The 25429-nt window shown below is 60.6% G+C and carries 22 protein-coding genes; 19 read left to right on the top strand and 3 right to left on the bottom strand.

The features are described from left to right. Nucleotides 1-163 precede the first annotated feature (163 nt). The 3 genes from BLS60_RS06025 (at nucleotide 164) to BLS60_RS06015 (ending at nucleotide 3753) form a co-directional block, all read left to right on the top strand. Nucleotides 164-1045: a manganese catalase family protein gene (locus BLS60_RS06025; protein ID WP_070882221.1), complete on the top strand. Its 882-nt coding sequence runs from the start codon at nucleotides 164-166 to the stop codon at nucleotides 1043-1045. Nucleotides 1046-1402: 357 nt separating this feature from the next. Next, nucleotides 1403-2776: an iron-containing redox enzyme family protein gene (locus BLS60_RS06020; RefSeq protein ID WP_092365883.1), complete on the top strand. Its 1374-nt coding sequence runs from the start codon at nucleotides 1403-1405 to the stop codon at nucleotides 2774-2776. Between the two features lie 14 nt (nucleotides 2777-2790). Then, on the top strand, nucleotides 2791-3753 hold the full coding sequence (locus BLS60_RS06015) for a methyltransferase (RefSeq protein ID WP_092366542.1): 963 nt from the start codon (nucleotides 2791-2793) through the stop codon (nucleotides 3751-3753). Nucleotides 3754-3804: 51 nt separating this feature from the next. On the opposite strand, the gene dapC is transcribed toward BLS60_RS06015, so the two are convergent. Then, nucleotides 3805-5001 (bottom strand): succinyldiaminopimelate transaminase, encoded by a 1197-nt coding sequence (gene dapC / locus BLS60_RS06010; RefSeq protein WP_092365880.1) that lies wholly within the window; start codon nucleotides 4999-5001, stop codon nucleotides 3805-3807. A gap of 200 nt (nucleotides 5002-5201) precedes the next feature. On the opposite strand from dapC, the gene BLS60_RS21970 reads away from it, so the two are divergent. Further along, a complete protein-coding gene (locus BLS60_RS21970) occupies nucleotides 5202-7094 on the top strand; it encodes a methyl-accepting chemotaxis protein (RefSeq protein ID WP_092365877.1) in 1893 nt (630 codons plus the stop codon). A gap of 119 nt (nucleotides 7095-7213) precedes the next feature. On the opposite strand, the gene BLS60_RS06000 is transcribed toward BLS60_RS21970, so the two are convergent. Both BLS60_RS06000 and map read right to left on the bottom strand, forming a co-directional pair. Next, the gene (locus tag BLS60_RS06000; protein WP_092365874.1) at nucleotides 7214-9910 is read right to left on the bottom strand and encodes a [protein-PII] uridylyltransferase; all 2697 of its coding nucleotides are present in this window, start codon (nucleotides 9908-9910) and stop codon (nucleotides 7214-7216) included. A 38-nt stretch (nucleotides 9911-9948) separates the two neighbouring features. Then, on the bottom strand, nucleotides 9949-10749 hold the full coding sequence (map, locus tag BLS60_RS05995; protein ID WP_092365871.1) for a type I methionyl aminopeptidase: 801 nt from the start codon (nucleotides 10747-10749) through the stop codon (nucleotides 9949-9951). Between the two features lie 262 nt (nucleotides 10750-11011). Here map and rpsB point away from each other — a divergent pair, with 262 nt between their 5' ends. From rpsB to rnhB, 15 genes are all read left to right on the top strand, one after another. Then, nucleotides 11012-11755, top strand: coding sequence for a 30S ribosomal protein S2 (gene rpsB / locus BLS60_RS05990; protein ID WP_070882227.1), 744 nt, complete (start codon nucleotides 11012-11014; stop codon nucleotides 11753-11755). A gap of 128 nt (nucleotides 11756-11883) precedes the next feature. Then, entirely contained in the window at nucleotides 11884-12747 is an 864-nt protein-coding gene (gene tsf, locus BLS60_RS05985) for a translation elongation factor Ts (protein WP_070882228.1), read from the top strand. A 191-nt stretch (nucleotides 12748-12938) separates the two neighbouring features. Then, the gene (gene pyrH / locus BLS60_RS05980) at nucleotides 12939-13682 is read left to right on the top strand and encodes a UMP kinase (RefSeq protein ID WP_070882229.1); all 744 of its coding nucleotides are present in this window, start codon (nucleotides 12939-12941) and stop codon (nucleotides 13680-13682) included. Beyond that, nucleotides 13679-14236 (top strand): ribosome recycling factor, encoded by a 558-nt coding sequence (gene frr, locus BLS60_RS05975; protein WP_070882230.1) that lies wholly within the window; start codon nucleotides 13679-13681, stop codon nucleotides 14234-14236. The genes pyrH and frr overlap by 4 nt, the downstream gene beginning before the upstream one ends. Nucleotides 14237-14252: 16 nt before the next feature. Then, nucleotides 14253-15017 (top strand): polyprenyl diphosphate synthase, encoded by a 765-nt coding sequence (gene uppS / locus BLS60_RS05970; protein ID WP_092365868.1) that lies wholly within the window; start codon nucleotides 14253-14255, stop codon nucleotides 15015-15017. Next, nucleotides 15017-15832: a phosphatidate cytidylyltransferase gene (locus BLS60_RS05965; RefSeq protein WP_092365865.1), complete on the top strand. Its 816-nt coding sequence runs from the start codon at nucleotides 15017-15019 to the stop codon at nucleotides 15830-15832. The genes uppS and BLS60_RS05965 overlap by 1 nt, the downstream gene beginning before the upstream one ends. Next, nucleotides 15829-17022, top strand: a complete 1194-nt coding sequence (gene ispC, locus BLS60_RS05960) for a 1-deoxy-D-xylulose-5-phosphate reductoisomerase (protein WP_092365862.1) — start codon at nucleotides 15829-15831, stop codon at nucleotides 17020-17022. The genes BLS60_RS05965 and ispC overlap by 4 nt, the downstream gene beginning before the upstream one ends. Beyond that, on the top strand, nucleotides 17019-18371 hold the full coding sequence (gene rseP / locus BLS60_RS05955; protein ID WP_092365858.1) for an RIP metalloprotease RseP: 1353 nt from the start codon (nucleotides 17019-17021) through the stop codon (nucleotides 18369-18371). Before ispC ends, rseP begins: the two co-directional genes overlap by 4 nt. Before the next feature lie 72 nt (nucleotides 18372-18443). Further along, entirely contained in the window at nucleotides 18444-20804 is a 2361-nt protein-coding gene (gene bamA, locus BLS60_RS05950) for an outer membrane protein assembly factor BamA (RefSeq protein ID WP_092365855.1), read from the top strand. A gap of 48 nt (nucleotides 20805-20852) precedes the next feature. Further along, nucleotides 20853-21356, top strand: a complete 504-nt coding sequence (locus BLS60_RS05945) for an OmpH/Skp family outer membrane protein (protein ID WP_070882236.1) — start codon at nucleotides 20853-20855, stop codon at nucleotides 21354-21356. Beyond that, nucleotides 21356-22417 (top strand): UDP-3-O-(3-hydroxymyristoyl)glucosamine N-acyltransferase, encoded by a 1062-nt coding sequence (lpxD, locus tag BLS60_RS05940; protein ID WP_092365852.1) that lies wholly within the window; start codon nucleotides 21356-21358, stop codon nucleotides 22415-22417. Before BLS60_RS05945 ends, lpxD begins: the two co-directional genes overlap by 1 nt. A 49-nt stretch (nucleotides 22418-22466) precedes the next feature. Then, entirely contained in the window at nucleotides 22467-22907 is a 441-nt protein-coding gene (fabZ, locus tag BLS60_RS05935; protein WP_042555181.1) for a 3-hydroxyacyl-ACP dehydratase FabZ, read from the top strand. Further along, nucleotides 22904-23680 (top strand): acyl-ACP--UDP-N-acetylglucosamine O-acyltransferase, encoded by a 777-nt coding sequence (gene lpxA, locus BLS60_RS05930; protein ID WP_070882237.1) that lies wholly within the window; start codon nucleotides 22904-22906, stop codon nucleotides 23678-23680. The genes fabZ and lpxA overlap by 4 nt, the downstream gene beginning before the upstream one ends. 3 nt (nucleotides 23681-23683) lie before the next feature. After that, nucleotides 23684-24817, top strand: a complete 1134-nt coding sequence (lpxB, locus tag BLS60_RS05925; RefSeq protein WP_092365849.1) for a lipid-A-disaccharide synthase — start codon at nucleotides 23684-23686, stop codon at nucleotides 24815-24817. Then, nucleotides 24817-25425, top strand: a complete 609-nt coding sequence (gene rnhB, locus BLS60_RS05920) for a ribonuclease HII (RefSeq protein ID WP_092365846.1) — start codon at nucleotides 24817-24819, stop codon at nucleotides 25423-25425. The genes lpxB and rnhB overlap by 1 nt, the downstream gene beginning before the upstream one ends. Nucleotides 25426-25429: the final 4 nt, after the last annotated feature.

Here is a 25429-nt window from a genome sequence, read left to right as displayed (position 1 = left end):
GAAGCGGAGTGTTGGCTAAGTTGGGTGCTACGTATCGCTTCGCTTGTGAGAGAAGTTTAATTTTCTTTGAACTGCTAGTTGGTTTTTGTATTCGTTATTACAAGACCCACAGGGGCAGGGAGCAGGGTGTACAGGGAAACAAAACGATGAGGAGATAACTTCAATGTTCGTACATAACAAACGACTGCAGTATACAGTCAGGGTTGCCGGGCCTAACCCAGGGCTGGCGAACCTCTTACTTGAACAGTTTGGCGGGCCGCAGGGCGAATTGGCTGCGGCCATGCGCTATTTCACTCAAGGCCTCGCTGAAGACGATGCGGGCCGCAAAGATCTGTTGTTGGATATCGCCACCGAAGAGCTCAGCCACTTGGAGATCATTGGCTCCATCGTTGGCATGCTGAACAAAGGTGCCAAAGGTGACCTGGCCGAAGCGGTGGAAGAAGAGGCTGCGCTGTATCGCTCCCTGACGGAAGGTGGCAACGACTCCCATATCACCTCGCTGCTCTACGGTGGCGGTCCGGCGCTTACCAACTCGGCCGGCGTACCGTGGACCGCGGCTTACATCGATACCATCGGCGAGCCAACCGCGGATTTGCGTTCCAATATTGCGGCAGAAGCGCGTGCCAAGATCATTTACGAGCGGCTGATCAACGTCACCGATGATCCCGGTGTGAAGGACGCGCTGGCATTCCTGATGACCCGCGAGCTGGCACACCAGAAATCCTTTGAGAAGGCGTTGCACTCGATCCAGCCAAACTTCCCTCAGGGCAAACTGCCGGGTGTGCCGGAGTTCACCAGCGTGTACTTCAACATGTCCCAGGGCGAGGAAGATCGTCGTGGCCCGTGGAACGAGGGCGATCAGTGGGAATTCGTCGCCAACCCGCAACCTGCTGTTGACGGCGGGGACGGCTCGGCAGAAGTCATGCTGCCGCCAAAGCAGGCGGAAGTACTGATGCAGATGGCCAAGCGCACGGCATCGGATCCCACTCTGGACTCGATCACCGGTGCCGATCTCGGCTCCGGGGCGGCGAGAAAACCTGAGTAGCGTGTGCCTGGTGCATGACAGCACCGGGAACCGGTTACCCTTCAGCCAGGCGAATCGCCTGGCTTTTTTTATGCCGACGTCCAGCCCATCCGCGCGCCGTTGAGCCATCCACCTATCTATTCCGCCCCTGCCTCGCTATCGGCTAAGCACGCCACGTTTGCTCGCTCGATGCCGCCGATCTTTCAAGTTGAATCTTTCGCCGCAAACCCGCCTCCCAATTTACGTGGCCGAGATGGTTCGCCAGTCGCGCGAACGGATAGACCAATAAAGATGGCCACCCTGGGAACCGCCCTGAGCGTTGCTTTACGACTCAGGTTGTCGAAAGCACCGTTGAACTGCCCACGCAAGGCTCTGACCATGACTACGTTGACCCCGATCTTCACCAGCTCGAGCGAAAGCTGCAATTTTCTGCAAACCGGCCCGGCACGCATGCTTTACGAGCGGCTGCTGCAGCCACAGTTGGCGGACGGTGCACTGGATGAGGCGCGCAGCTTTCTCGATACGCAGCTGGAAGAAGCGGCAGGGTTGCCGTGTGATATGCCGGCGCAGCCAGAGGCGTTATTGGACTGGATGCGCAACGCTGCGCTGAGCACCACGCAGGCCTACGCGCTGTATCTTGAGGAGCGGCGGCAGGGCGCACCAAGGCGCTACTTCGCCAATCGCGCCCATGCACTGTATTTTTTGCGCCATGTCGCTCCCACCAAACTGGTCGATGGTGCGTGGTTGTACGGGCTGCTCAAACACTGGCAGGAGCTGCGTTTGCGTCCGCTGCTGCGCACCTATCTGGAAGAGCTGGGCGACGGCGTGCCGGCGATGAACCATGTGGTGCTCTACAAGCAGCTGCTCGCTCAACACGGTTGCGACGAGTTGGCGGAGCTGGAAGACGCGCATTTTCTGCAAGGTGCCCAGCAATTGGCGTTGGGACATCTGGCCGACGACTATCTCCCCGAAGTGATCGGCTACAACTTGGGTTATGAGCAGCTGCCGCTGCATTTGCTGATCAGTAGTTATGAACTGACCGAGCTTGATATCGACCCCTATTATTTCCAGCTGCACGTGACCATCGATAACGCCAGCACCGGCCATGCACAGAAAGCGGTACAAGCCGTGTTGGAAAATATGCCACTGGTAGGGGATCGCGATGCGTTCTATCGCCGTGTGATCAATGGCTATCGTCTCAACGACCTCGGCCTGGGCAGCACATCGGTGATCGCCGCGTTCGACCTTGAAGAGGAAGTCTGCGCCATGCTCGAGCGCAAGCGCGACGTCGCCACCCAAGTGCATTCCGATTACTGCCGCATCGAGGGGCGCACGGTCAATGAGTGGCTTAGCCAGCCGGGGCAGGTACGCAGCTTTCTTGATGCGCTGCAGAAGCGAGGCTGGATACGCCGCGATGAAGACCCGCAAAGCAGCCGCTTCTGGCAGCTGGTGCAGGGGGATCGCGCCGCGATGTTCGGCGTTTTCAATGCGTATGAACAGCAGCTACTGCACGACTGGATCGCCGGTGACTGGACGCCACCACGCGCCCGCGGTCGCAGTCGTCGACGTCCTGCCCCGGCTGCTGAGCAGGCGGGCGGCCTGGACGACGACATGCAGGCGCTTCATGCCACCTTGCGTGCGCTACCGGCCAAGCAGCAACCGGCCAAGCTGATCGAACTGATGTCGCCAGCCAGCCACTTCACGCCTGCAGGGCTGCTGGCCACGCGGTTGTTCAATGCTTATCTCCAATGACATTCGGGGCCTCGATGCATAAAGAGCCGTTACAGACCGATCAACAGTGGGCGCTGCTGGGCCTCGGCCAGGCGCTTCACAAACGGGGCTATCGCTTCATCACCGCTACACCGTTGACCCATGAGCGGGTCAACGAGCGTCACGACAACGCGATGGCAAGAGACCTCGCCGGGGTCTTCGGCTGGAGCCGGCCGTTTCTGCCGGAGTTACTGGATGCCGAGCTGCTGGAGTTGATGCGCGCTGCCGACATTCTCATTGAAGAAGGTTCAGGGCAGTTGCGCAGTGCGGTGCGTTTTTCCAGCCTTGGTGAGCAATTGTTCGTGCATTCGCGCTATCCGACGTCGCAGGCCGACTCGGTGTTTTTCGGTCCCGATACCTATCGCTTCGTGCGCGCTATCGACGTCTTCCTCAATGTGCCTTGTTCTTCGGCGATCAATCGTGCCGTGGATATCTGTTGTGGCGCTGGCCCAGGTGCGCAGTGCATCGCCCTGGCACGTCCTCAGGCCGAGGTGCTGGCTGTAGACATCAACCCGCGAGCGCTGGCATTCACGGGCGTAAACGCCGCTTTATCGGGTGCGGACAACCTCAGGGCGCAGCACAGCGACCTGCTCAAGGATGTTGACGGCGATTTCGATTTGATCGTGGCGAATCCGCCCTACATGCTCGATAGCGAGAGCCGGGCTTACCGTGATGGCGGCGGTGAGTTGGGGGCTGGGCTATCCCGGGCTATCGTCGAGGCTGCTATAGCGCGCCTGGCGCCCGGCGGCACGCTGCTGCTGTACACCGGGGTGGCGATGATCGCCAGTGGTGACCCCTTCCTCGCCTATATCCGCGACACATTGGGGGATTCATCGCTGGCGTGGCGCTACGAGGAAATGGACCCCGACGTATTCGGCGAGGAACTGCTGAAGCCAGGGTACGAAGCGGTCGAGCGCATCGCCGCCGTAGTGCTTACGGTCACCCGCCGCACCGATTGACCTTCCTGCTACCGGACGATGGCTAGTGCTCATCGTCCGGCACGCGGTTTGTCAGGCGTTTTCGACAAATTGGCGAATACGCCGCGCGGCCTCCACGCACTCTGCCAATGGCGCGACCAATGCCATGCGCACACGGCCAGCACCTGGGTTGAAACCTTCCACTTCTCTCGACAGATAAGAGCCCGGCACGACGGTGACGTGCTCTTTGGCGAATAGCGCGCGGGTGAATTCGGCATCGTCACCGGGCGTCTTGGCCCAGAGGTAGAAACCGCCGTCCGGGCGCTGAACATCGAGCACGCCGTGCAGAATCTCGAGCACCGCATCGAATTTTTCGCGGTACAGATCACGGTTCTCGCGCACGTGGTTTTCATCTTGCCAGGCGGCAATGCTGGCCAGCTGGGTTTGTACCGGCATGGCGCAACCGTGGTAGGTGCGGTACAGCAGGAAGGCTTTGAGGATCTGCGCGTCACCCGCCACGAAGCCGGAACGCAGCCCTGGGAGGTTGGAGCGTTTGGACAAGCTGTGGAACACCACGCAGCGCTTGAAGTCGCTGCGGCCCAGTTCCGCACAGGCGGTCAGCAGGCCAGCTGGCGGGTTCTGCTCGTCGAAATACAGCTCGCTGTAGCATTCGTCCGCCGCGATGACGAAGTCGTACTGATCAGCCAGGGCGATCAGTTTCTTCAGCGTGTCCAGCGGAATCAGCGCGCCGGTCGGGTTGCCCGGCGAGCAGAGGAAGAGGATCTGGCAGCGCTGCCAGACCTCGGGCGCTACCGCGTCGAAGTCCGGGTTGAAGCCGTGTGCTTCCAGGCAGGGCAGATAGTGCGGCTGGGTACCGGCCAGCAGCGCTGCGCCCTCATAAATTTGATAGAACGGATTGGGGCTGACCACCAGACCATCGACATCACGCTGGGCCACCGTCTGCGTGAAGGCAAATAGCGCCTCGCGGGTACCGTTGACCGGCAGCACGTGTCGCGCCGGGTCGAGCCAACCAGCAGGCACCTTGAAGCGGCGCTCGCACCACTGGGCAATCGCTTCACGCAATGCGGGGATACCCAGTGTGGTCGGGTAGACCGCCAGTTGGTCGAGGTTGTCAGTCAGCGCCTGGGCCACGAACGCTGGCGAGCGGTGCTTGGGCTCGCCGAGTGACAGCGCAATGGGCGAGCGGTCGGCGGCAGGTTGCACGCCGGCGAGCAGGGCGCGGAGTTTCTCGAACGGGTAGGGCTGCAGCTGGGCGAGGGCGTGGTTCATGGCGATCCGACGTGTCCTTTGTAGGGCGGCGACAAAGCTGCCGACACTAGCACGCGAGGCGCTCTCAGGAAAATTGCTAATCCGTCCGATAACCGTCTGTAAGCGTCGCACTCCTGATGCCAAAGCGCTCAAGACGCACCGTTTTGGGCCGATAGCCTGATGGCAAGCCGTTTTCTGTCCTTCTTCAGCGAGACCTCTTTATGCGCACCTTAAAGTTCAGCCACAAAATCATGCTGGCGGCGTCACTGGTGGTCATTGCAGCCTTCGCGTCCTTCGCGCTGTATAACGACTACCTGCAACGCAACGCCATTCGCGACAACCTGGCGAACTACCTGCATGACGTCGGTCAGGTGTCCACCGGCAATATCCAGCATTGGCTGAACGGGCGCATGCAGCTGCTGGACAATCTCGCCGAGTCGGTGCAGGACGACAGCACCGCGCAGCCGCTGGCCAGAAATCTGCAGCACCGCAGCATCGCGGCTGCCTTTCTGTATGCCTACTATGGCCAGGCCGATGGCACTTACACGCAGTTTCCGGCCAGCGAACTGCCCGCCGGTTATGACCCGCGTCAGCGGCCCTGGTACAAGACTGCCGCGAGCAGCACCGGGCCTGGGCTGACCGACCCCTACCTGGCGGCTGACCCACGCGATGGCCTGCTGATTACCATCACCCGACCGGTGAGTGCCGGTGGCAGCCTGCAAGGCGTGGTGGGCGGCGACCTCAAGCTGCAGACCGTTGACGACATTCTCAACTCGTTCGACCTGGGCGGCATGGGCTACGCCTTCCTGGTCGACGACAAGGGCACGGTGCTGGTGCACCCGGACAAGAGCCTGGTGCTGAAGAAACTGCCGGATCTGTTCCCCAGCGGCGCGCCGCGCCTGGAATCCGGCCTGCAGGACGTGGCGGCTGTCGATGGCAGCGCCCGTATCGTCACCTTCCTGCCGGTGCAGGGACTGGCTGGTGTGCGTTGGTATGTCGGGTTGTCGGTGGATGAAGGCAAGGCCTTCGCTGCGCTGCATGAATTCCGTATCTCGGCGCTGATGTCGACGATCATCGGGGTGATCGCCATCCTGCTGCTGCTTGGCGCATTGATCCGTATCCTGTTGCGCCCGTTGCACGTGATGAGCCACGCCATGGGCGGCATCGCCGAGGGCGAGGGCGATCTGACTCAGCGTTTGAAGATCGACTCCGGCGACGAGTTCGGCCAGCTCGCGGGCGCGTTCAACCGCTTCGTCGAGCGTATTCACGAGTCGATCCGCGAAGTGGCCTCGGCGACTCGCGAAGTGCATGCTCGGGTCAGTATGGTGGTTGAAGCGTCCAACGCCTCGATGGGCAACTCCAGCGAGCAGGCGGCGCGCACCGATAGCGTAGCCGCGGCCATCAACGAGCTCGGTGCTGCGGCCCAGGAAATCGCCCGTAATGCCGCCGACGCGTCGGAGCAGGCCAGCGATGCCCGGCGCGATGCCGAAGAAGGGCAGAGCATGGTCGAGCGCACGCTTGGCTCTATGGGTGACCTGTCGGACAAGATTCAGGCGTCCGGCAGCCATATCGAGGTGTTGAGCCAGAAGAGCAACGACATCGGCCAGATCCTTGACGTGATCAAGGGTATTTCCGAGCAGACCAACTTGCTGGCGCTCAACGCCGCCATCGAAGCTGCGCGTGCTGGTGAAGCGGGTCGTGGTTTCGCGGTAGTGGCCGATGAGGTGCGTAACCTGGCGCAGCGCACGCAGACGTCGGCGCAGGAAATCCAGCAGATGATCGAGCAGTTGCAGGCCGGCGCCCGCGATGCCGTCGCGACCATGAGTGAAAGCCGTCGTTTCAGCGATGACAGCGTACGTATTGGCGGCCAAGCCGGCGAAAACCTGCGCGGCGTGACCCGTCGCATCGGCGAAATCGACGGCATGAACCAGTCCGTGGCGACCGCCACCGAGGAGCAGACCTCGGTGATCGAGAGCCTGAACATGGACATTACCGAGATCAATACCCTCAACCAGGACGGCGTGCGCAACCTTCAGTCGAGCCTCAGCGCCTGTACCGAGTTGGATCAGCAGGTCAGCCGCCTCAAGCAGCTGGTGGACAGCTTCCGGATTTGATCAGGGGCCGCGGGCGCGCTTCTCGTCGGAGCCGCGCTTCCGCAGCGAATGGCGTGCGCGCTGCTGGTTTGCGGTGCGGCCGTTATCGATTCACGCCGGGGGCGACGCTCCTGCAAATGTTAGATACTGATTTGCAGCGGACTCGGGCTGCTCGTCGCTGACAGCTTGGTGATGATGGTCTGCTGCAGCCGCGCACAGAGTTCCGGGTCCGACAGCGGCTGATTGTTGGCATCGGTGACGAAGAACACGTCCTCGACGCGCTCGCCCAGGGTGGCAATCTTGGCGTTCTGCAGCGACAGGTCAAAGTCCAGGAAAATGCGCCCGACCTTGGCCAGCAGGCCGGGGCGATCAGGCGCTGTCAGCTCCAGCACGGTAACCGGTCGCTGTGCATCGTTGTGAATGGTCACTTGCGGCGCAAAGGCGAAGTGCTTGAGCTGGCGCGGTACGCGGCGCTGGATGATGTTGGGATATTCATCCGGGTGCTTCAGCGTATCGACCAGGCTCTGGCGTATTTGCTGGATGCGCTGCGGATTGTTGCCAATCGAACCGCCTTCCGCCTCGAGCACGATGTAGGTGTCGAGCGTGAACTGGCTGGTCGAGGTGAGAATCCGCGCATCGTGGATATTCAGGTTCAGCTGGGCCATGGCCGCCACGGTCACGGCGAAGAAGTCGTGCTGGTCCGGCGCGTAGATGAAAATCTGCGTGCCGCCTTCGAACTCGCGTTGGGTGGTTTCCTTCATCAGTACCAGCGGGTCGCCGTCACTCGGCTGCCGGAGGATGGCATCGGTGTGCCAGGCGACGTCATCGGCGGTGTGGCGCAGGAAATAGTCATCGCCCAGCTGCGACCACAGCTGCTCGATGTCATCGGCATCGGTGCCATCGCGCACCAGCATCTCAAGCGCCGCGCTCTGCGTCAGGCGGATCTGCTCTTCACGCTCCACCGGGTTTTCCAGGCCGCGGCGCAGGGCTCGCTTGGTTTCCGTGTAGAGCTGGCGCATCAGCGTGGCGCGCCAGGAGTTCCACAGGCTCGGGTTGGTGGCGTTGATATCGGCCACAGTGAGCACGTAGAGATAATCCAGGTGGGTCTGGTCGCCGACGAACGCCGCGAAGTCGTTGATCACCTGAGGGTCGGACAAGTCCTTGCGCTGTGCGGTGGTCGACATCGCCAGGTGGTTCTGCACCAGCCAGACGATCAGCCCGGTGTCCCAGGCTGGCAAATGGTGACGCTGGCCGAAGGCTTCGGCGTCGATGGCGCCCAGCTCGGAATGGTCGCCGCCACGGCCCTTGCCGATGTCGTGGTACAGGCCCGCCAGGTAGATCAGCTCGGGCTTGGGCAGCTTGTCGATCAGCTCACTGGCGAGGGGGAATTTCTCGGCCAGCTCCGGCCACTTGAATTTGCGCAGGTGTTTGATCAGATTCAGGGTGTGAGCATCGACCGTATAGATATGGAACAGGTCATGCTGCATCTGCCCGACGATGTGGCCAAACTCCGGCAGGTAGCGGCCGAGAATGCCGTAACGGTTCATGCGGCGCAGGTTGCGATGGATGCCCTGTTCGCACTTGAACAGTTCGATGAACAGGCTGGTGTTGCGAATGTCCTGGCGGAAGTCGTCATCGATCAGATGGCGGTGGTCGCGCAACAGGCGGATGGTGTCGGCGCACACGCCGTTGAGATCGGGATGCTGGGCCATCAGCACGAAAATCTCGATGATGGCGAACGGCGTGCGCTTGAACACATTCGGGTGGGTGACTTCAATGTAGCCGTCGCGCACCTGGAAGCGGTTGTTCAGCGCTGTGGCAGGGCTGCTCTCGCTGGCCCGTAAAATCACTTCTTCGAAATGCTGGGTGATCAGGTCACTCAATTCGGCGATGGCCATCACCACCCGGTAGTACTTCTGCATGAAGCGCTCGATGGTGCGCTTGCTGTCACCCTCGTTGTAACCGAGCAGTTCGGCCACCTTGCTTTGATGGTCGAACAGCAGCCGGTCTTCGGCCCGGCCAGCCAGCATGTGCAAGGCGTAGCGCACCTTCCAGAGAAATTCCTGAGAGGAGGCCAGCAGGGTGTATTCGCTTTCCAGCAGGAAGCCCTGGCCGACCATCGCGTGCAGGTTCAGAGTGCCGAAATGACGCCGTGCTATCCACAGAATGGTCTGCACATCGCGCAGCCCGCCCGGTGAGCTTTTGACGTTCGGCTCCAGGTTGTACTCGGTATCGTTGTACTTGGCGTGGCGGTTCTTCTGCTCCTGGCGCTTGGCCATGAAGAATGCCTGGCTTGGCCACATGTGCGCAGTGGCCGTCACCTCCTGCATGCGCACACGCAAGTGCTCGGGACCGGCGATGGTGCGGCTTTCCATCAGGTTGGTGATTACCGTCAGGTCGGCACGCGCTTCTTCGGCGCACTCGGCGACCGAGCGCACGCTCTGACCGACTTCCAGGCCGACGTCCCAGAGCAGGGTGAGGAAACCTTCAATAGATTCGCGGAAGGTTTCCTGATCGTCGCTGCCTAGAAGGATCAGCAGGTCGATGTCCGAATAAGGGTGGAGCTCGCCGCGACCGTAGCCGCCGACAGCCAGCAGGGCGATTTCGGCGTCTTCGCTCCAAGAGAAGCGATTCCAGGCTTCCAGTAGGATCTGGTCGGTGAGCCAGGCGCGGTCCTCGACCAGCCGACGTACGTCGCGAATGCTGCGAAACCGCGCATCGAGCACGTCGTGCGCGCGACGAATGGCTTTCTTGAAGGCGCCGATGGGGCTGGACTTGAGCGCCAGTTCCGCCTGGAACTGGCCGCGATCGAACAACTCGGGATCTACCTGCGGCATGCGGCGGCCTTCCTTCTATCTATAGGCGGGGTTCGAAATCAGCCAGAGACGCGAGCGATGGTGTCGTCGCCGCGCAGGGTGAAAATCTCGTAACCGTCAGCGGTAACCAGCAGGGTGTGTTCCCACTGCGCGGACAATTTGCGGTCCTTGGTGATTGCGGTCCAGCCGTCACCCAGTACACGGGTTTCCGGGCGGCCCTGATTGATCATCGGCTCGATGGTGAACGTCATGCCTTCCTTGAGCTCCATGCCGGTACCGGCGCGACCGTAGTGCAGTACCTGCGGCTCTTCGTGGAATACCGAGCCGATGCCGTGGCCGCAGAACTCGCGCACCACCGAGAAACCATTCTTCTCGGCGTGCTTCTGGATCACTTCGCCGATATCGCCCAGGCGAGCGCCCGGCCGCACCACTTCGATGCCCTTGTACAGACACTCCTGAGTCACCTGCGACAGACGCTCGGCCCACTCTGGCACCTTGCCGACATGGAACATGCGGCTGGTGTCGCCGTAGTAACCGTCCTTGATCACGGTGATGTCGATGTTCATCACATCACCTTCCTTGAGCGGCTTGTCATTGGGGATGCCATGACACACCACATGGTTGAGCGAGGTGCAGATCGACTTCGGGAAGCCAGGGCGGCCCGGCGCAGCGCCGTAATTGAGTGGCGCAGGAATGGCCTTTTGCACGTTGACGATGTGCTCGTGGCAGAGGGTGTTCAGCTCGTCGGTGGTGACGCCCGGTTTGATGTGCTCGGCAATCATTTCCAGCACTTCAGCAGCCAGGCGGCCGGCGATGCGCATCTTCTCGATTTCATCGGGCGTCTTCAGGGTGACGGTCATGGTGATCTCGGTAGCTTTATTTAAAGATGGGCATGGTAACAGTTTGCGGCTGGAAGCTTGAAGCGCCTGGGCTACACTCGACCAGCCAGGCATGTTTGCGCGTATAGCTTGCCTTGACTTTCTGTGGTATAAAACGCGCCGCTTTACGGGGCAGACCCCGAAAGCTTAACCCCACACACGTGTCGACACGATTTCCTGGGTGCCCGCAAGGGTTGGAAATTGGGACGCGTGGAGGCCTAACCCGACTTATCAAGGAACTATCATGTCCCAAGTCAACATGCGCGATATGCTGAAGGCCGGTGTGCACTTCGGTCACCAGACCCGTTACTGGAACCCGAAAATGGGCAAGTACATTTTCGGCGCGCGTAACAAGATTCACATTATCAACCTCGAAAAAACCCTGCCGATGTTCAACGACGCCCTGTCGTTCGTTGAGAAGCTGGCTGCTGGCAAGAACAAGATTCTGTTCGTCGGCACCAAGCGTTCCGCTGGCAAGATCGTTCGCGAAGAAGCTGCTCGTTGCGGCTCGCCGTTCGTCGATCACCGCTGGTTGGGCGGCATGCTCACCAACTTCAAAACCATCCGTGCCTCGATCAAGCGTCTGCGTGATCTGGAAGTGCAGTCCCAGGACGGCACCTTCACCAAGCTGACCAAGAAAGAAGCGCTGATGCGCACCCGTGATCTGGAAAAACTGGATCGCAGCCTGGGTGGTATCAAGGACATGGGCGGTCTGCCGGACGCTCTGTTCGTCATCGACGTTGATCACGAGCGCATCGCGATCACCGAAGCCAACAAGCTGGGCATCCCGGTCATCGGCATTGTCGATACCAACAGCAGCCCAGAAGGCGTTGACTACATCATCCCGGGTAACGACGACGCCATCCGCGCCATCCAGCTGTACATGGGTGCAATGGCCGACGCCGTAGTTCGTGGTCGTAGCAACGTTGGCGGCGCTACCGAAGCGTTCGTTGAAGAAGCACCGGCTGCAGCAGCTGCCGAAGGCTAAGCGGTAACGCAGAGCATTTAGTGTTATGCGCTGCGCAAAAAGGGGGCTAGGCCCCCTTTTTGCCACTCACAGATTTGATCGCCTGTATGACGGGCGATGGTTGAAGACCTACCAAGAGGATTTTCAAAATGGCAGAGATCACTGCAGCCCTGGTTAAAGAACTGCGCGAGCGTACCGGCCAAGGCATGATGGAATGCAAGAAGGCCCTGGTTGCCGCTGGCGGCGACATCGAAAAAGCCATTGATGACATGCGTGCTTCGGGCGCCATCAAGGCTGCCAAGAAAGCCGGTAACATCGCCGCTGAAGGCGCTATCGCCGCTCGCGTCGAAGGTGGCCGCGGCCTGATCATCGAAGTCAACTCGCAGACCGACTTCCTGGCTCTGCAGGACGACTTCAAAGGCTTCGTAAAAGACAGCCTGGATGAAGCCTTCACTCAGAACCTGACCGACGTCGCTCCGCTGATCGCTTCTCGCGAGTCGGCTCGTGAAGCGCTGGTCGCCAAGTGCGGCGAGAACGTCAATATCCGTCGCCTGAGCGCCGTTTCTGGCGAAACCGTTGGTGCCTACCTGCACGGCCACCGTATCGGTGTTCTGGTCGTTCTGAAAGGCGGTAACGACGAGCTGGCCAAGCACGTTGCCATGCACGTTGCTGCCTCCAACCCGGCCGTTGTTTCCCCGGATCAGGTCTCGGAAGAGCTGGTTGCCAAGGAAAAAGAAATCTTCCTGCAGCTGAATGCCGACAAGATCGCTGGCAAGCCGGAAAACATCGTCGAGAACATGATCAAAGGCCGTATCAACAAGTTCCTGGCTGAAGCCAGCCTGGTTGAGCAAGCGTTCATCATGGACCCGGAAGTCAAGGTCGGTGAGCTGGTCAAGAAAGCCGGTGCTGAAATCGTTTCCTTCGTACGTTACGAAGTGGGCGAAGGCATCGAGAAGGCCGAGAACGACTTCGCTGCTGAAGTTGCTGCTCAGGTTGCTGCCAGCAAGCAGTAAGCAGCAGGCGTCTCAGCTAGTGCCCCAGAAGAGGCTGCCCGCTCACGCGCGCGGCCTCTTTTTCAAAGGGGATTTTTTTCAGAGCGGCGGTTGGTGCCCAGGGCACGAACGGTCGTGAGCGCTGTCGAAGCGCTCGATATGGGTGAGCCATCGGGCTCGCACGCTTTCTTACGCCGCAGGAGAGACTGGTAATGGCTCAGCAGGTGAGTGGTCGTCAACCGCGCTACAAGCGCATTCTGCTCAAACTCAGCGGCGAGGCCCTGATGGGGTCTGAAGATTTCGGTATCGATCCCAAGGTGCTGGATCGCATGGCGCTGGAAGTCGGCCAGCTGGTCGGCATTGGTGTGCAGGTTGGCGTAGTGATCGGCGGCGGCAACCTGTTCCGCGGCGCTGCATTGAGCGCTGCTGGCATGGACCGGGTAACCGGTGACCACATGGGCATGCTCGCCACGGTGATGAACGCCCTGGCCATGCGTGATGCGCTGGAACGCTCGAATATCCCCGCGTTGGTCATGTCTGCCATCTCGATGGTTGGTGTCACCGATCACTATGATCGTCGCAAGGCCATGCGCCACCTGAAGACCGGTGAGGTGGTGATTTTCGCTGCTGGCACTGGTAATCCGTTCTTCACCACCGACTCGGCGGCCTGCCTGCGTGGTATCGAGATCGACGCCGATGTGGTGCTGAAGGCAACCAAGGTGGATGGTGTGTACACTGCCGATCCATTCAAGGACCCGCATGCGGAAAAATTCGATCGCCTCACCTATGACGAGGTGCTCGATCGCAAACTGGGCGTTATGGATCTGACGGCTATTTGCCTGTGCCGTGACCATAATATGCCGTTGCGTGTTTTCAATATGAACAAGCCAGGTGCCCTGCTCAATGTCGTGGTGGGCGGCGCCGAAGGTACTTTGGTCGAGGGAAATAAAGAATGATCAACGAAATCAAGAAAGACGCGCAAACGCGCATGCAGAAGAGTCTGGAATCGCTGGCCCACGCATTCAGCCGCATCCGCACTGGTCAGGCCCACCCGAGCATTCTCGGTGGTGTGATGGTGCCTTACTACGGCGCAGATACACCGTTGAATCAGGTTGCCAGTGTCACTGTAAAAGACTCGCGTACCCTTCAGGTTGTCGCGTTCGAGCGCAACATGCTGGCAGCGGTGGACAAAGCGATCCAGAGCTCCGGTCTGGGCTTCAATCCGACCAACCTTGGCGAGCTGCTGCTGATTTCCATGCCGGCACTGACCGAAGAAACCCGTAAGGGCTTCACCAAGCAGGCGCGTGACGCCGCTGAAGATGCCCGCGTAGCTGTGCGCAACATTCGTCGTGATGCGCTGAGTCAGCTCAAGGATCTGGTCAAAGAGAAGGAAATCAGCGAAGACGAAGAGCGTCGCGCAGCGGACGATGTACAGAAGCTGACTGACAAGTTCGTGGGCGAGATCGAGACCGCCGTTAAGCAGAAAGAAGCGGATCTGATGGCCGTCTGACGGCCAGGAAGTCGCCATGGACAATTGTAAAGTCGGTGCCGTGATGGCCGTTCCACGGCACGTGGCGATCATTATGGACGGTAATAACCGCTGGGCGCGCAAGCGCCTGCTGCCCGGCGTGGCCGGTCACAAGGCGGGCGTCGACGCGGTGCGTGCAGTCATTGAGGTGTGCGCCGAGTCCGGGGTCGAGGTATTGACCCTGTTCGCCTTCTCCAGTGAGAACTGGCAGCGGCCTGCCGACGAAGTTGGCGCGCTGATGGAGTTGTTCCTCAGCGCTTTGCGCAGGGAGACCCGCAAGCTCGACGAGAACGGTATCAGTCTGCGTATCATCGGAGACCGTTCGCGCTTCCATCCTGAGCTGCAAGCCGCCATGCGCGAAGCCGAAGCCAGGACGTCGGGCGCTGCTGGCGAAAAGCGCCTTATCCTGCAGATCGCTGCGAATTACGGTGGTCAGTGGGATATTGCGCAGGCCGCTCAGCGCCTGGCTCGCGAGGTTCAGGGCGGTCATTTGCAGCCTGAGGACATCACGCCGGGGTTGCTGCAGAGCTGCCTGGTCACCGGTGATCAGCCCTTGCCTGACCTGTGCATCCGTACGGGCGGCGAGCATCGGGTCAGCAATTTCCTGCTCTGGCAGATGGCCTACAGTGAATTGTATTTCTCCGATCTGTTGTGGCCGGACTTCAAGCACGACGCCATGCGCGCAGCGCTGGTGGACTTCGCCAAGCGTCAGCGGCGTTTTGGTAAAACCAGCGAACAAGTCGAAGCCGAGGCCCGCGCCTGATGCTCAAGCAGCGAATCATTACCGCATTGATCCTGTTGCCGATTGCCCTGGCGGGTTTTTTCCTGCTTGAAGGCGCAGCCTTTGCGCTGTTCATCGGCGCAGTCGTGGTGCTCGGTGCATGGGAGTGGGCGCGCCTGGCTGGCTTCGCCACTCAGTCGTTGCGTGTTACTTACGCAGTGGTGGTCGGGCTGGGGATTTATCTGTTGTATAGCCTGCCGATGCTGGCGCCATGGGTGTTGGCGGTGGGCGTGTTGTGGTGGATATTCGCCACGTTTCTGGTGCTCACCTACCCGCAAAGCAGCCGCTACTGGGGCGGCCTGCCAGGCAGCTTGCTGATTGGCCTGCTGATTCTGCTACCGGCCTGGCAAGGGCTTGTGGTGCTGAAGCAATGGCCGCTGGCCAACTGGCTGATCCTTGCGGTGATGGCGTTGGTCTGGGTCGCGGACATCGGCGCGTATTTCTCGGGCAAGCGCTTTGGCAAGCGCAAGCTGGCTCCACGTGTCAGCCCAGGCAAAAGCTGGGAGGGTCTGATCGGTGGGTTGTTGCTCAGTTTGCTGATGACTTTCGTGGTGGGTATCTACCGTGGCTGGCCGTCTGGTGTGTTCATGCTGGCGTTGCCAGCCGCTGCGCTGGTGGTGCTGATTTCCGTGGTTGGTGACCTGACCGAAAGCATGTTCAAGCGTCAGTCCGGTATCAAGGACAGCAGCAACCTGCTGCCAGGCCACGGCGGCGTACTCGATCGAATCGACAGCTTGACCGCAGCCGTCCCGGTGTTTGCCGTGCTGCTGTTGCTGGCTGGCTGGGGCACATTGTGAGTCAGTTGCAGCGCATTACCGTATTGGGCGCCACAGGCTCCATTGGTCTCAGCACGCTCGACGTCATCGCCCGTCACCCGTCTCGTTACCAGGTTTTCGCCTTGTCGGCATTCAGTCGCGTGGCCGAACTGGAAGCGCTGTGCCTGATCCATCAGCCACGCTTCGCCGTGGTCGCTGACGCCACAGCAGCCCGTGACCTGCAGCAGCGCCTGCAGGCTGGCGGGCAGACGACTCGTGTGTTGTTCGGTGAGCCCGGGCTGTGTGAGGTTTCTGCGCATGCCGAGGTGGACGCCGTGATGGCGGCCATCGTTGGCGCGGCGGGCCTCAAGCCGACATTGGCGGCTGTGGAGGCAGGCAAGAAAGTCTTGCTGGCCAACAAGGAAGCGTTGGTGATGTCCGGTGCGCTGTTTATGCGTGCGGTGCGCCAGAGCGGCGCCGTGCTGTTGCCCATCGACAGTGAACACAACGCGATCTTCCAGTGCCTGCCACACGATTACGCGCGTGGCCTGGCGCCGGTCGGCGTACGTCGCATCCTGCTCACCGCCTCGGGTGGTCCGTTCCGGGAAACGTCCTCCGAAGCCCTGCATGCGGTCACGCCCGAGCAGGCCTGTGCGCATCCCAACTGGTCGATGGGGCGCAAGATCTCGGTGGACTCGGCGAGCATGATGAACAAGGGCCTGGAGTTGATCGAGGCCTGCTGGCTGTTCGATGCGCGTCCCGAGCAGGTCGAGGTGGTGATCCATCCGCAGAGCGTCATTCACTCGCTGGTCGATTATGTCGACGGCTCGATGCTCGCGCAGCTCGGCAATCCCGATATGCGCACGCCCATCGCTCATGCACTGGCCTGGCCGGAGCGGATCGACTCCGGGGTTGCCCCGCTGGATCTGCTCACTGTCGCGCGCCTGGATTTCCAGGCCCCTGACGATGCCCGCTTCCCCTGTCTGCGCTTGGCGCGTGAGGCAGCAGAGGCGGGCGGCAGTGCCCCGGCCATGCTCAATGCCGCAAACGAAGTGGCAGTGGCGGCATTCCTCGAGCGGCGGATTCGCTTTACCGATATCGCGCGTATCATTGACGGCGTGCTCGAGGCCGAGCCGGCAGTTGCCGTGGAATGCCTTGACGCTGTGCTTGAAGCCGACCGCCGTGCGCGGGAGCTGGCTGGGCAATGGTTGAATCGTGGAGAGGTGGCATGAGCGCGCTGTATATGATCGTCGGTACCCTGGTAGCGCTCGGGGTGCTGGTGACTTTTCATGAGTACGGTCATTTCTGGGTAGCCAGGCGCTGCGGCGTCAAGGTGCTGCGTTTTTCGGTGGGTTTCGGCACGCCATTGGTGCGCTGGCATGATCGTCAGGGCACGGAGTTCGTGATCGCCGCGATTCCACTCGGTGGCTACGTCAAGATGCTCGATGAGCGCGAGGGCGACGTTCCCGCCGCGTTGGTTGATCAATCGTTCAATCGCAAAACGGTCGGGCAGCGGATCGCCATCGTTGCAGCCGGTCCGGCTGCCAACTTCGCCTTGGCACTGGTGTTCTTCTGGTTCGTGGCCATGCTCGGCAGCCAGCAGGTGCGCCCGGTCATCGGTGCGGTTGAGTCCGGTAGCCTCGCGCAGATCGCGGGTCTGCAAGCTGGCGAGGAAATCGTTTCGATCAACGGCAAGGCAACGTCGGGCTGGTCTGCAGTCAACCTGCAGCTGGTGCGACGGCTGGGTGAGAGCGGCGAGCTGATGATCACCACCCGCCATCCTGATGGTGGTGCGGACGCGGTTCATCGTGTCGAGCTGGACAACTGGCTGCGCGGCGCCAACGAGCCGGACCCGATTGCGTCGCTGGGCATTCGCCCGTGGCGACCGAGCCTGGAGCCAGTGCTGGCCGAGTTTGACCCCGAAGGCCCAGCGCAAGCCGCAGGCCTGCGCATGGGTGATAGGCTGCTGGCGTTGAACGAGAAACCGCTGGTCGATTGGCAGGATCTGGTCGACCGTGTGCGCGCGCTGCCTGGTCAAGCCGTGTCGATTTCCCTGGAGCGCGATGGTCAGCGCCTGGACGTGCCTGTCACCCTGGCTAGCCGTGGTGAAGGGGAGGCCGTCAGCGGTTACCTGGGCGCTGGCGTCGCCTCCGCGCAGTGGCCGGCGCACATGCTACGCGAAGTCAGCTACGGCCCGCTTGAAGCCGTGGGTGAAGGGGTGTCGCGTACCTGGACGATGAGCGTCCTGACCCTCGATTCGCTGAAGAAAATGCTCTTCGGCGAGCTCTCGGTAAAAAACTTGAGCGGGCCGATAACCATTGCTAAAGTGGCGGGCGCTTCGGCCGAGTCGGGCCTCGGGGACTTCTTGAATTTCCTCGCCTACCTGAGCATCAGTCTGGGCGTTCTCAATTTGCTGCCCATTCCGGTTCTCGATGGGGGGCATCTGCTTTATTACCTGGTCGAGTGGGTGCGGGGTCGTCCGCTCTCCGAACGGGTGCAGGGTTGGGGGATGCAAATCGGCATCAGCCTGGTAATCGGGGTGATGTTGCTGGCTCTGGTCAATGACCTGGGGCGCCTGTGACCTCTGCTGTATTAATATCTTTCGTCTCGAACGACTGATTTCATATCGTTAGTTGGAATAAGAAAGGACTTCATGAAACGTCTGCTGCTACCTGCGGTGCTTGCCGCATTGATGATCGCCGAAGTTCACGCCGAGTCCTTCACCATCTCCGATATTCGCGTTAACGGCCTGCAGCGCGTGTCCGCTGGCAGCCTGTTTGGCGCACTGCCGCTGAATGTGGGCGAGGCCGCCGATGACCGTACCCTGGTCGAGGCGACCCGCGAACTGTTCAAGACCGGCTTCTTCCAAGACATCCAGCTCGGCCGCGACGGCAACGTGCTGGTCATCACTGTGGTCGAGCGTCCGTCGATTTCCAGTATCGAAATCGACGGCAACAAGGCCATCAGCAGTGATGACCTGCTCAAGGGCCTGAATCAGTCCGGTCTCGCCGAGGGCGAGATTTTCCAGCGCGCCACGCTCGAAGGTGTGCGTAACGAACTGCAGCGTCAGTATGTGGCGCAGGGTCGTTATTCCGCAGAAATCGACGCCGAAGTGATCCCGCAGCCACGCAACCGTGTGGCGCTTAAGATCAACATCAATGAGGGCACTGTTGCCGCCATCCAGCACATCAACGTGGTGGGCAACAATGTCTTTTCCGACGAAGACCTTGGCGATCTGTTCGAGCTGAAGACGTCCAACTGGCTGTCGTTCTTCAAGAACGACGACAAGTACGCCCGCGAAAAACTCTCCGGTGACCTGGAGCGCCTGCGTTCCTACTACCTGGACCGCGGCTACATCAACATGGACATCACCTCTACCCAGGTGTCCATCACGCCGGACAAGAAGCACGTCTACATCACCGTCAACATCGATGAAGGTGAGAAGTACACGGTCCGCGACGTGAAATTGTCCGGCGACCTCAAGGTGCCGGAAGAAGAAGTCCGCGCGTTGCTGCTGGTCAAGGAAGGGCAGGTGTTCTCCCGTAAGGTGATGACCACCACCAGCGAGCTGATCACCCGCCGCCTTGGTAACGAGGGTTATACGTTTGCCAACGTCAACGGTGTGCCGGAACCGCACAATGATGACAACTCGGTATCGATCACCTTCGTCGTCGACCCGGGCAAGCGCGCCTATGTCAATCGCGTCAACTTCCGTGGCAACACCAAGACCGAAGATGAAGTGCTGCGTCGCGAGATGCGCCAGATGGAAGGCGGCTGGGCTTCGACCTACCTGATCGATCAATCCAAGGTGCGCCTGGAACGTCTGGGCTTCTTCAAGGAAGTCAACGTCGAGACCCCGCAGGTACCTGGCACTGACGACCAGATTGACGTCAACTACAGCGTCGAAGAGCAAGCCTCTGGCTCGATTACCGCCAGCGTCGGTTTCGCGCAGAACGCCGGTCTGATTCTCGGTGGCTCGATTACCCAGAACAACTTCCTCGGCAGTGGTAACCGCGTCAGCCTCGGCCTGACCCGAAGTGAATACCAGAGCCGCTACAACTTCAGTTTCGTTGATCCTTACTGGACCGAAGATGGTGTGAGCCTGGGCTACAACGCCTTCTACCGCACTACCGACTATGACGAGCTCGATGTCGACGTTTCCAGCTACTCGGTCGACAGCCTGGGCGCCGGTATCAACATCGGCTACCCGATCAGCGAGACAGCTCGCCTGACCTACGGCCTGACCGTACAGCAGGACGAGATCAACACCGGCCGTTACACCGTCGATGAGATCTTCGACTTCACTCGTCAGGAAGGTGAGAAGTACCTCAACTTCAAGGCCTCCGCGGGCTGGTCCGAGTCGACCCTGAACCGTGGCGTGTTGGCCAACCGCGGCCACTCGCAGAGCCTGGTGTTTGAAACTACCGTGCCAGGGAGCGACCTGTCTTTCTACAAGCTCGATTATCGCGGCCAGGTATTCAAGCCGCTGACCGACACCTACACCATGCGCTTCCACACGCAGTTGGGCTACGGTGGCGCATTCGGCTCCACCAGCAAATTGCCGTTCTATGAGAACTACTACGCCGGCGGCTTCAATTCGGTGCGTGGTTTCGAAGACAGCAGTCTGGGCCCACGCAGTACGCCAAGTACCGGGCGTAATGAAGGCACGCTGGCCGACCCGGATCAGGATCCATTGCCGTTCGGTGGTAACGTGTTGATCCAGGGTGGTGCCGAGTTGCTGTTCCCGCTGCCATTCGTCAAGGATCAGCGTTCGCTGCGTACCGCCTTGTTCTGGGACGTGGGTAACGTATTCGATACCGACTGCAGTTCCGGGCAGAAGAGCCGTGGCGATAGCTGCGACATCGATTTCGGTAACCTGGCCAGCTCGGTTGGTGTGGGCGTGACCTGGATCACCGCCCTTGGTCCGCTGAGCTTCAGTCTGGCAATGCCAGTCAAGAAGCCCGACGACGCCGACACCCAAGTATTCCAGTTCTCCCTCGGTCAGACGTTCTAAGCGTCTGCTCATGAATCACGAAGACAGTTTTTCTGCAGGAGTTGCACCGTGCGTAAGTTGACTCAACTGGTTCTGTTAAGCGCTGCTCTGCTGGCCACCCCGGCATTCGCGGAAATGAAGATCGCCGTACTCAATTATCAAATGGCCCTGCTCGAGTCCGATGCGGCCAAGCGCTACGCCGTTGATGCCGAGAAGAAGTTCGGCCCGCAATTGAACAAGCTGAAGACCCTGGAAAGCGACGCCAAGCGTATTCAGGATCGCGTCGTCAAAGACGGTGAGAAAATGCAGACCGCCGAGCGTGAGCGCCTGGAGCTGGATTTCAAACAGAAGGCCCGCGACTTCCAGTTCCAGTCCAAGGAGCTGAATGAAGCCAAAGCTGGCGCTGACCGCGATATGCTCAAGAAGCTCAAGCCGAACCTGGACAAGGCCGTTGAAGAGGTCATCAAAAATGGCAACTTCGACCTGGTGCTTGAGCGTGGCGCAGTGATTGATGTCAAACCGCAGTTCGACATCACTCGCCAGGTCATCGAGCGCATGAATCAGATGCGTTGATGATGTCTACGCCTGTCTTCACGCTCGGCGAGTTGGCCGAGCGGTTGGGCGCTACCTTGCGTGGCGCTGCGGATCAGACGGTCGACGGGCTGGCAACCTTGCAGGATGCCGGCCCTTCTCAGCTGACGTTCCTGTCGAATGCCCAGTACCGCAAACACCTCGGCAGCTGCAAGGCCGCTGCTGTGTTGCTGACCGCGGCGGATGCCGAAGGCTTCACTGGTAATGCGCTGGTTGTCGCCAACCCTTACCTGGCCTATGCGTCATTGTCCCATCTGTTTGATCGCAAGCCCAAGGCGGCTGCGGGTGTTCATCCGACCGCCCTGGTGGCGGATGACGCCCATGTCGATCCGACCGCGGCTATTGGTCCCTTTGTGGTGATCGAGAGTGGCGCCAGGATTGCGGCAAACGTGTCGCTGGGTGCTCACTGTGTGGTTGGCGCTCGCTCCGAGATCGGGGAGGGCGGCTGGCTGGCACCGCGGGTCACGCTCTATCACGATGTGCGCATCGGCAAGCGCGTGGTCATTCAGTCGGGTGCGGTGATCGGCGGCGAGGGCTTTGGCTTCGCCAACGAAAAAGGCGTCTGGCAGAAGATCGCCCAGATCGGTGGCGTGAGCATCGGTGACGATGTCGAAATCGGCGCCAACACAACGCTGGACCGTGGCGCGTTGTCCGACACGCGCATCGGCAACGGTGTGAAGCTGGATAACCAGATAATGATCGCGCACAACGTGCAGGTTGGTGACAACACCGCGATGGCTGCCTGTGTCGGTATTTCCGGTAGCACCTCGATCGGCAAGAACTGCATGATTGCCGGCGGCGTTGGTATGGTCGGGCACATTGATGTGTGTGACGGCGTTTTCGTCACCGGCATGACCATGGTCACGCGCTCGATCACCGAACCGGGTGCCTATTCTTCGGGTACCGCTATGCAACCTGCAGCCGAGTGGAAGAAAAGCGTGGCGCGTATTCGCCAGCTGGACGACATGGCACGGCGTGTGAAGCAGTTGGAAAAACAGCTGAGCGCCGTGACCTCGAGCGGGAATGCCTCATCTGATGCCTGAGCGCGGCTGATGCCGTGCTCTCTTCTTTTTATTACGGGCTTCTCTGGAAATGATGGACATCAACGAAATTCGCGAATACTTGCCGCACCGTTACCCGTTCCTGCTGGTGGACCGGGTCACGGATCTGGATCTTGAAGGCAAGAGCGTGCGGGCCTATAAGAATGTCAGCGTCAATGAGCCATTCTTCAACGGCCACTTTCCCGAGCACCCGATCATGCCCGGCGTTCTGATTATCGAGGCCATGGCACAAGCTGCCGGTATCCTCGGTTTCAAGATGATGGACGTGAAGCCTGCCGACGGCACCCTCTATTATTTCGTCGGCTCCGATAAGCTACGCTTTCGTCAGCCGGTCGTGCCGGGTGACCAGCTGATCCTCGAGGCCAAGTTCCTCAGCAGCAAGCGCAGCATCTGGAAATTCGAATGCAAGGCCACGGTCGACGGCAAAGAAGTGTGCTCGGCCGAAATCATCTGTGCGGAACGCAAGTTATGAGTTTGATTGACCCTCGCGCCATCATCGATCCCAGCGCCAAGCTGGCAGACGACGTCGTCGTCGGCCCTTGGTCGATTATTGGGCCCGACGTAGAAATAGGCGAGGGTACCGTGCTGGGTCCGAATGTGATCCTCAAGGGTCCAACCCGCATCGGGAAGCACAACAAGATTTATCAATTCGCCTCGCTCGGCGAAGACACCCCGGATCGCAAGTACAAGGGTGAGCCCACGCGTCTGGTCATTGGTGATCACAACATCATCCGTGAAGGCGTGACCATGCACCGCGGCACCGTTCAGGATCGTGACGAAACCACTATCGGTGACCACAACCTGATTATGGCTTATGCGCACATCGGTCACGACAGCGTGGTTGGCAACCATTGCATCCTGGTCAATAACGTCGCATTGGCCGGGCACGTGCACATTGGTGACTGGGCGATTCTGTCTGGCTACACCCTGGTGCATCAGTTCTGCCACATCGGTGCACATGCCTTCGCCGGCATGGGCGCAGCGATCGGCAAGGACGTACCCGCTTACGTCACCGTTTCCGGTAACCCTGCCGAGGCGCGCAGCATGAACTTCGAGGGCTTGCGCCGTCGAGGTTTCAGCTCCGAGGCGATGCAGGCGCTGCGTCGTGCCTACAAGATCGTCTACCGCCAGGGTTTCACGATCGAAGAGGCGCTGGTCGAGCTCGAAGACGTGGCCACGCAATTCTCCGAAGTAGCGGTTTTCCGTGATTCAATCCTGACCTCCAGCCGCGGCATCACCCGCTGAGCCATGGCTGAGGTATTGCGTGTCGCGCTGGTCGCCGGCGAGGCGTCCGGCGATATTCTCGGTTCGGGCCTGATGCAGGCGCTGAAAGCCCGCCATCCCAATGTCGAGTTCATCGGTGTCGGCGGCCCGCGTATGCAGGCTGAGGGGCTGGTCAGCGATTTCCCCATGGAGCGCCTCGCGGTCATGGGCTTGGTCGAAGTGCTAGGACGGCTGCCAGAGCTGCTGTCGCGCCGTCGCCGACTGATCGCCAGTTTGATTGCCCGCAAACCCGATGTGTTCATTGGTATCGATGCGCCAGACTTTACCCTGGGCGTCGAACTCAAGCTGCGCCAGGCAGGCATTCGTACCGTGCACTACGTCAGCCCCTCCGTGTGGGCATGGCGACAGAAGCGTGTGCTGAAGATTCGTGATGCCTGCGACTTGATGCTGACCCTGTTCCCGTTCGAGGCGCAGTTCTATGAGGCGCATCAGGTACCCGTCTGTTTCGTCGGCCACCCGCTGGCGGATGCCATTCCGCTGCAAGCGGATCGCACGGCTGCGCGCGAACTGCTGGGCTTGCCTGTCGACGCGCCTGTCGTAGCCTTGTTGCCAGGCAGTCGCGGTGGTGAAGTGGCGCGCCTCGGCAGCCTGTTTCTCGATGCCGCAGAGCGGCTGCGTGCTCTGCGCCCGGGCGTACGCTTTGTGCTGCCATGCGCCAGCCCTGAGCGTCGCCAGCAGCTCGAGCAGATGCTTGGTGGTCGTGATCTGCCACTGCAATTACTCGACGGTCGCTCCCACGATGCCCTGGCTGCCTGCGATGCGGTATTGATTGCGTCGGGCACCGCTACTCTTGAGGCGCTGCTTTACAAGCGGCCGATGGTGGTGGCCTACCGCGTCGCGCCGATGACCTTCCGGATTCTCAAACGCCTGGTGAAGAGCCCCTATATCTCTCTGCCCAATCTGCTCGCCCAGCGGCTGCTGGTGCCCGAGCTGATCCAGGATGCGGCCACTGCCGAGTCGCTGGCCCAGACGGTGTCACCGCTGCTGGTCGATGGCGAAGTACAGACCGAAGGTTTCGACGCCATCCACCGTACGCTGCGCCGCGGCGCTTCCGATCGCGCTGCCGCGGCAGTGCTTGATCTGCTGGGGCGTGGCTGATGCAGCTGGGTCTGGATTTTGTCACTGTCGAAGAGCTGGTCGCCGGTGTCGACGAAGTCGGCCGCGGCCCTTTGTGTGGCGCGGTGGTGACAGCGGCGGTGATCCTCGATCCGGCGCGGCCCATCCTGGGTCTCAATGATTCCAAGAAACTCAGCGAAGCACGCCGCGAAAAACTGTTCGACGAGATTAAAGAAAAGGCCTTGGCCTGGTGCATTGCCCGCGCCGAGGTCGAAGAGATCGACCGCCTGAATATCCTGCATGCCACCATGCTGGCCATGCAGCGCGCTGTTGAAGGCCTCAGCGTGACGCCAAAGCTGGCGCTGATAGACGGCAACCGCTGCCCGAAGTTGTCCGTGCCCAGCGCACCCGTGATCGGTGGCGACGCTCAGGTGCCGGCGATTGCCGCAGCGTCGATTCTTGCCAAGGTCAGCCGGGATCGCGAGATGCGCGAACTCGACCTGCTTTATCCGGGCTACGGTATTGCCCTGCACAAGGGCTACCCCACGCCCGTTCATCTTGAGGCCCTGATTCGTTTGGGCCCGACTCCGATTCACCGGCGCTCCTTCGCACCGGTGCGCCGCCTGCTGGAAGCTGTAGCCGGGTACTGAGCCT

Origin of the sequence: Phytopseudomonas seleniipraecipitans (assembly GCF_900102335.1) — a bacterium.
Classification (GTDB): Bacteria; Pseudomonadota; Gammaproteobacteria; order Pseudomonadales; family Pseudomonadaceae; genus Aquipseudomonas; species Aquipseudomonas seleniipraecipitans.
The sequence above is the reverse complement of the archived record's forward strand: the minus strand, read 5'-3'. Positions and strand labels throughout refer to the sequence as shown.

Excerpts from the sequence above, each read along its gene's own strand:
- uppS (WP_092365868.1), top strand. The coding sequence starts at position 14,253 with ATGGACAATTGTAAAGTCGGTGCCGTGATGGCCGTTCCACGGCACGTG.
- fabZ (WP_042555181.1), top strand. The coding sequence starts at position 22,467 with ATGATGGACATCAACGAAATTCGCGAATACTTGCCGCACCGTTACCCG.
- lpxB (WP_092365849.1), top strand. The coding sequence starts at position 23,684 with ATGGCTGAGGTATTGCGTGTCGCGCTGGTCGCCGGCGAGGCGTCCGGC.
- BLS60_RS21970 (WP_092365877.1), top strand. The coding sequence starts at position 5,202 with ATGCGCACCTTAAAGTTCAGCCACAAAATCATGCTGGCGGCGTCACTG.
- rpsB (WP_070882227.1), top strand. The coding sequence starts at position 11,012 with ATGTCCCAAGTCAACATGCGCGATATGCTGAAGGCCGGTGTGCACTTC.
- BLS60_RS05965 (WP_092365865.1), top strand. The coding sequence starts at position 15,017 with ATGCTCAAGCAGCGAATCATTACCGCATTGATCCTGTTGCCGATTGCC.
- rseP (WP_092365858.1), top strand. The coding sequence starts at position 17,019 with ATGAGCGCGCTGTATATGATCGTCGGTACCCTGGTAGCGCTCGGGGTG.
- frr (WP_070882230.1), top strand. The coding sequence starts at position 13,679 with ATGATCAACGAAATCAAGAAAGACGCGCAAACGCGCATGCAGAAGAGT.
- rnhB (WP_092365846.1), top strand. The coding sequence starts at position 24,817 with ATGCAGCTGGGTCTGGATTTTGTCACTGTCGAAGAGCTGGTCGCCGGT.
- pyrH (WP_070882229.1), top strand. The coding sequence starts at position 12,939 with ATGGCTCAGCAGGTGAGTGGTCGTCAACCGCGCTACAAGCGCATTCTG.
- bamA (WP_092365855.1), top strand. The coding sequence starts at position 18,444 with ATGAAACGTCTGCTGCTACCTGCGGTGCTTGCCGCATTGATGATCGCC.
- map (WP_092365871.1), bottom strand. The coding sequence starts at position 10,749 with ATGACCGTCACCCTGAAGACGCCCGATGAAATCGAGAAGATGCGCATC.
- BLS60_RS06015 (WP_092366542.1), top strand. The coding sequence starts at position 2,791 with ATGCATAAAGAGCCGTTACAGACCGATCAACAGTGGGCGCTGCTGGGC.
- BLS60_RS06020 (WP_092365883.1), top strand. The coding sequence starts at position 1,403 with ATGACTACGTTGACCCCGATCTTCACCAGCTCGAGCGAAAGCTGCAAT.
- tsf (WP_070882228.1), top strand. The coding sequence starts at position 11,884 with ATGGCAGAGATCACTGCAGCCCTGGTTAAAGAACTGCGCGAGCGTACC.
- lpxA (WP_070882237.1), top strand. The coding sequence starts at position 22,904 with ATGAGTTTGATTGACCCTCGCGCCATCATCGATCCCAGCGCCAAGCTG.
- dapC (WP_092365880.1), bottom strand. The coding sequence starts at position 5,001 with ATGAACCACGCCCTCGCCCAGCTGCAGCCCTACCCGTTCGAGAAACTC.
- BLS60_RS06000 (WP_092365874.1), bottom strand. The coding sequence starts at position 9,910 with ATGCCGCAGGTAGATCCCGAGTTGTTCGATCGCGGCCAGTTCCAGGCG.
- lpxD (WP_092365852.1), top strand. The coding sequence starts at position 21,356 with ATGATGTCTACGCCTGTCTTCACGCTCGGCGAGTTGGCCGAGCGGTTG.
- BLS60_RS06025 (WP_070882221.1), top strand. The coding sequence starts at position 164 with ATGTTCGTACATAACAAACGACTGCAGTATACAGTCAGGGTTGCCGGG.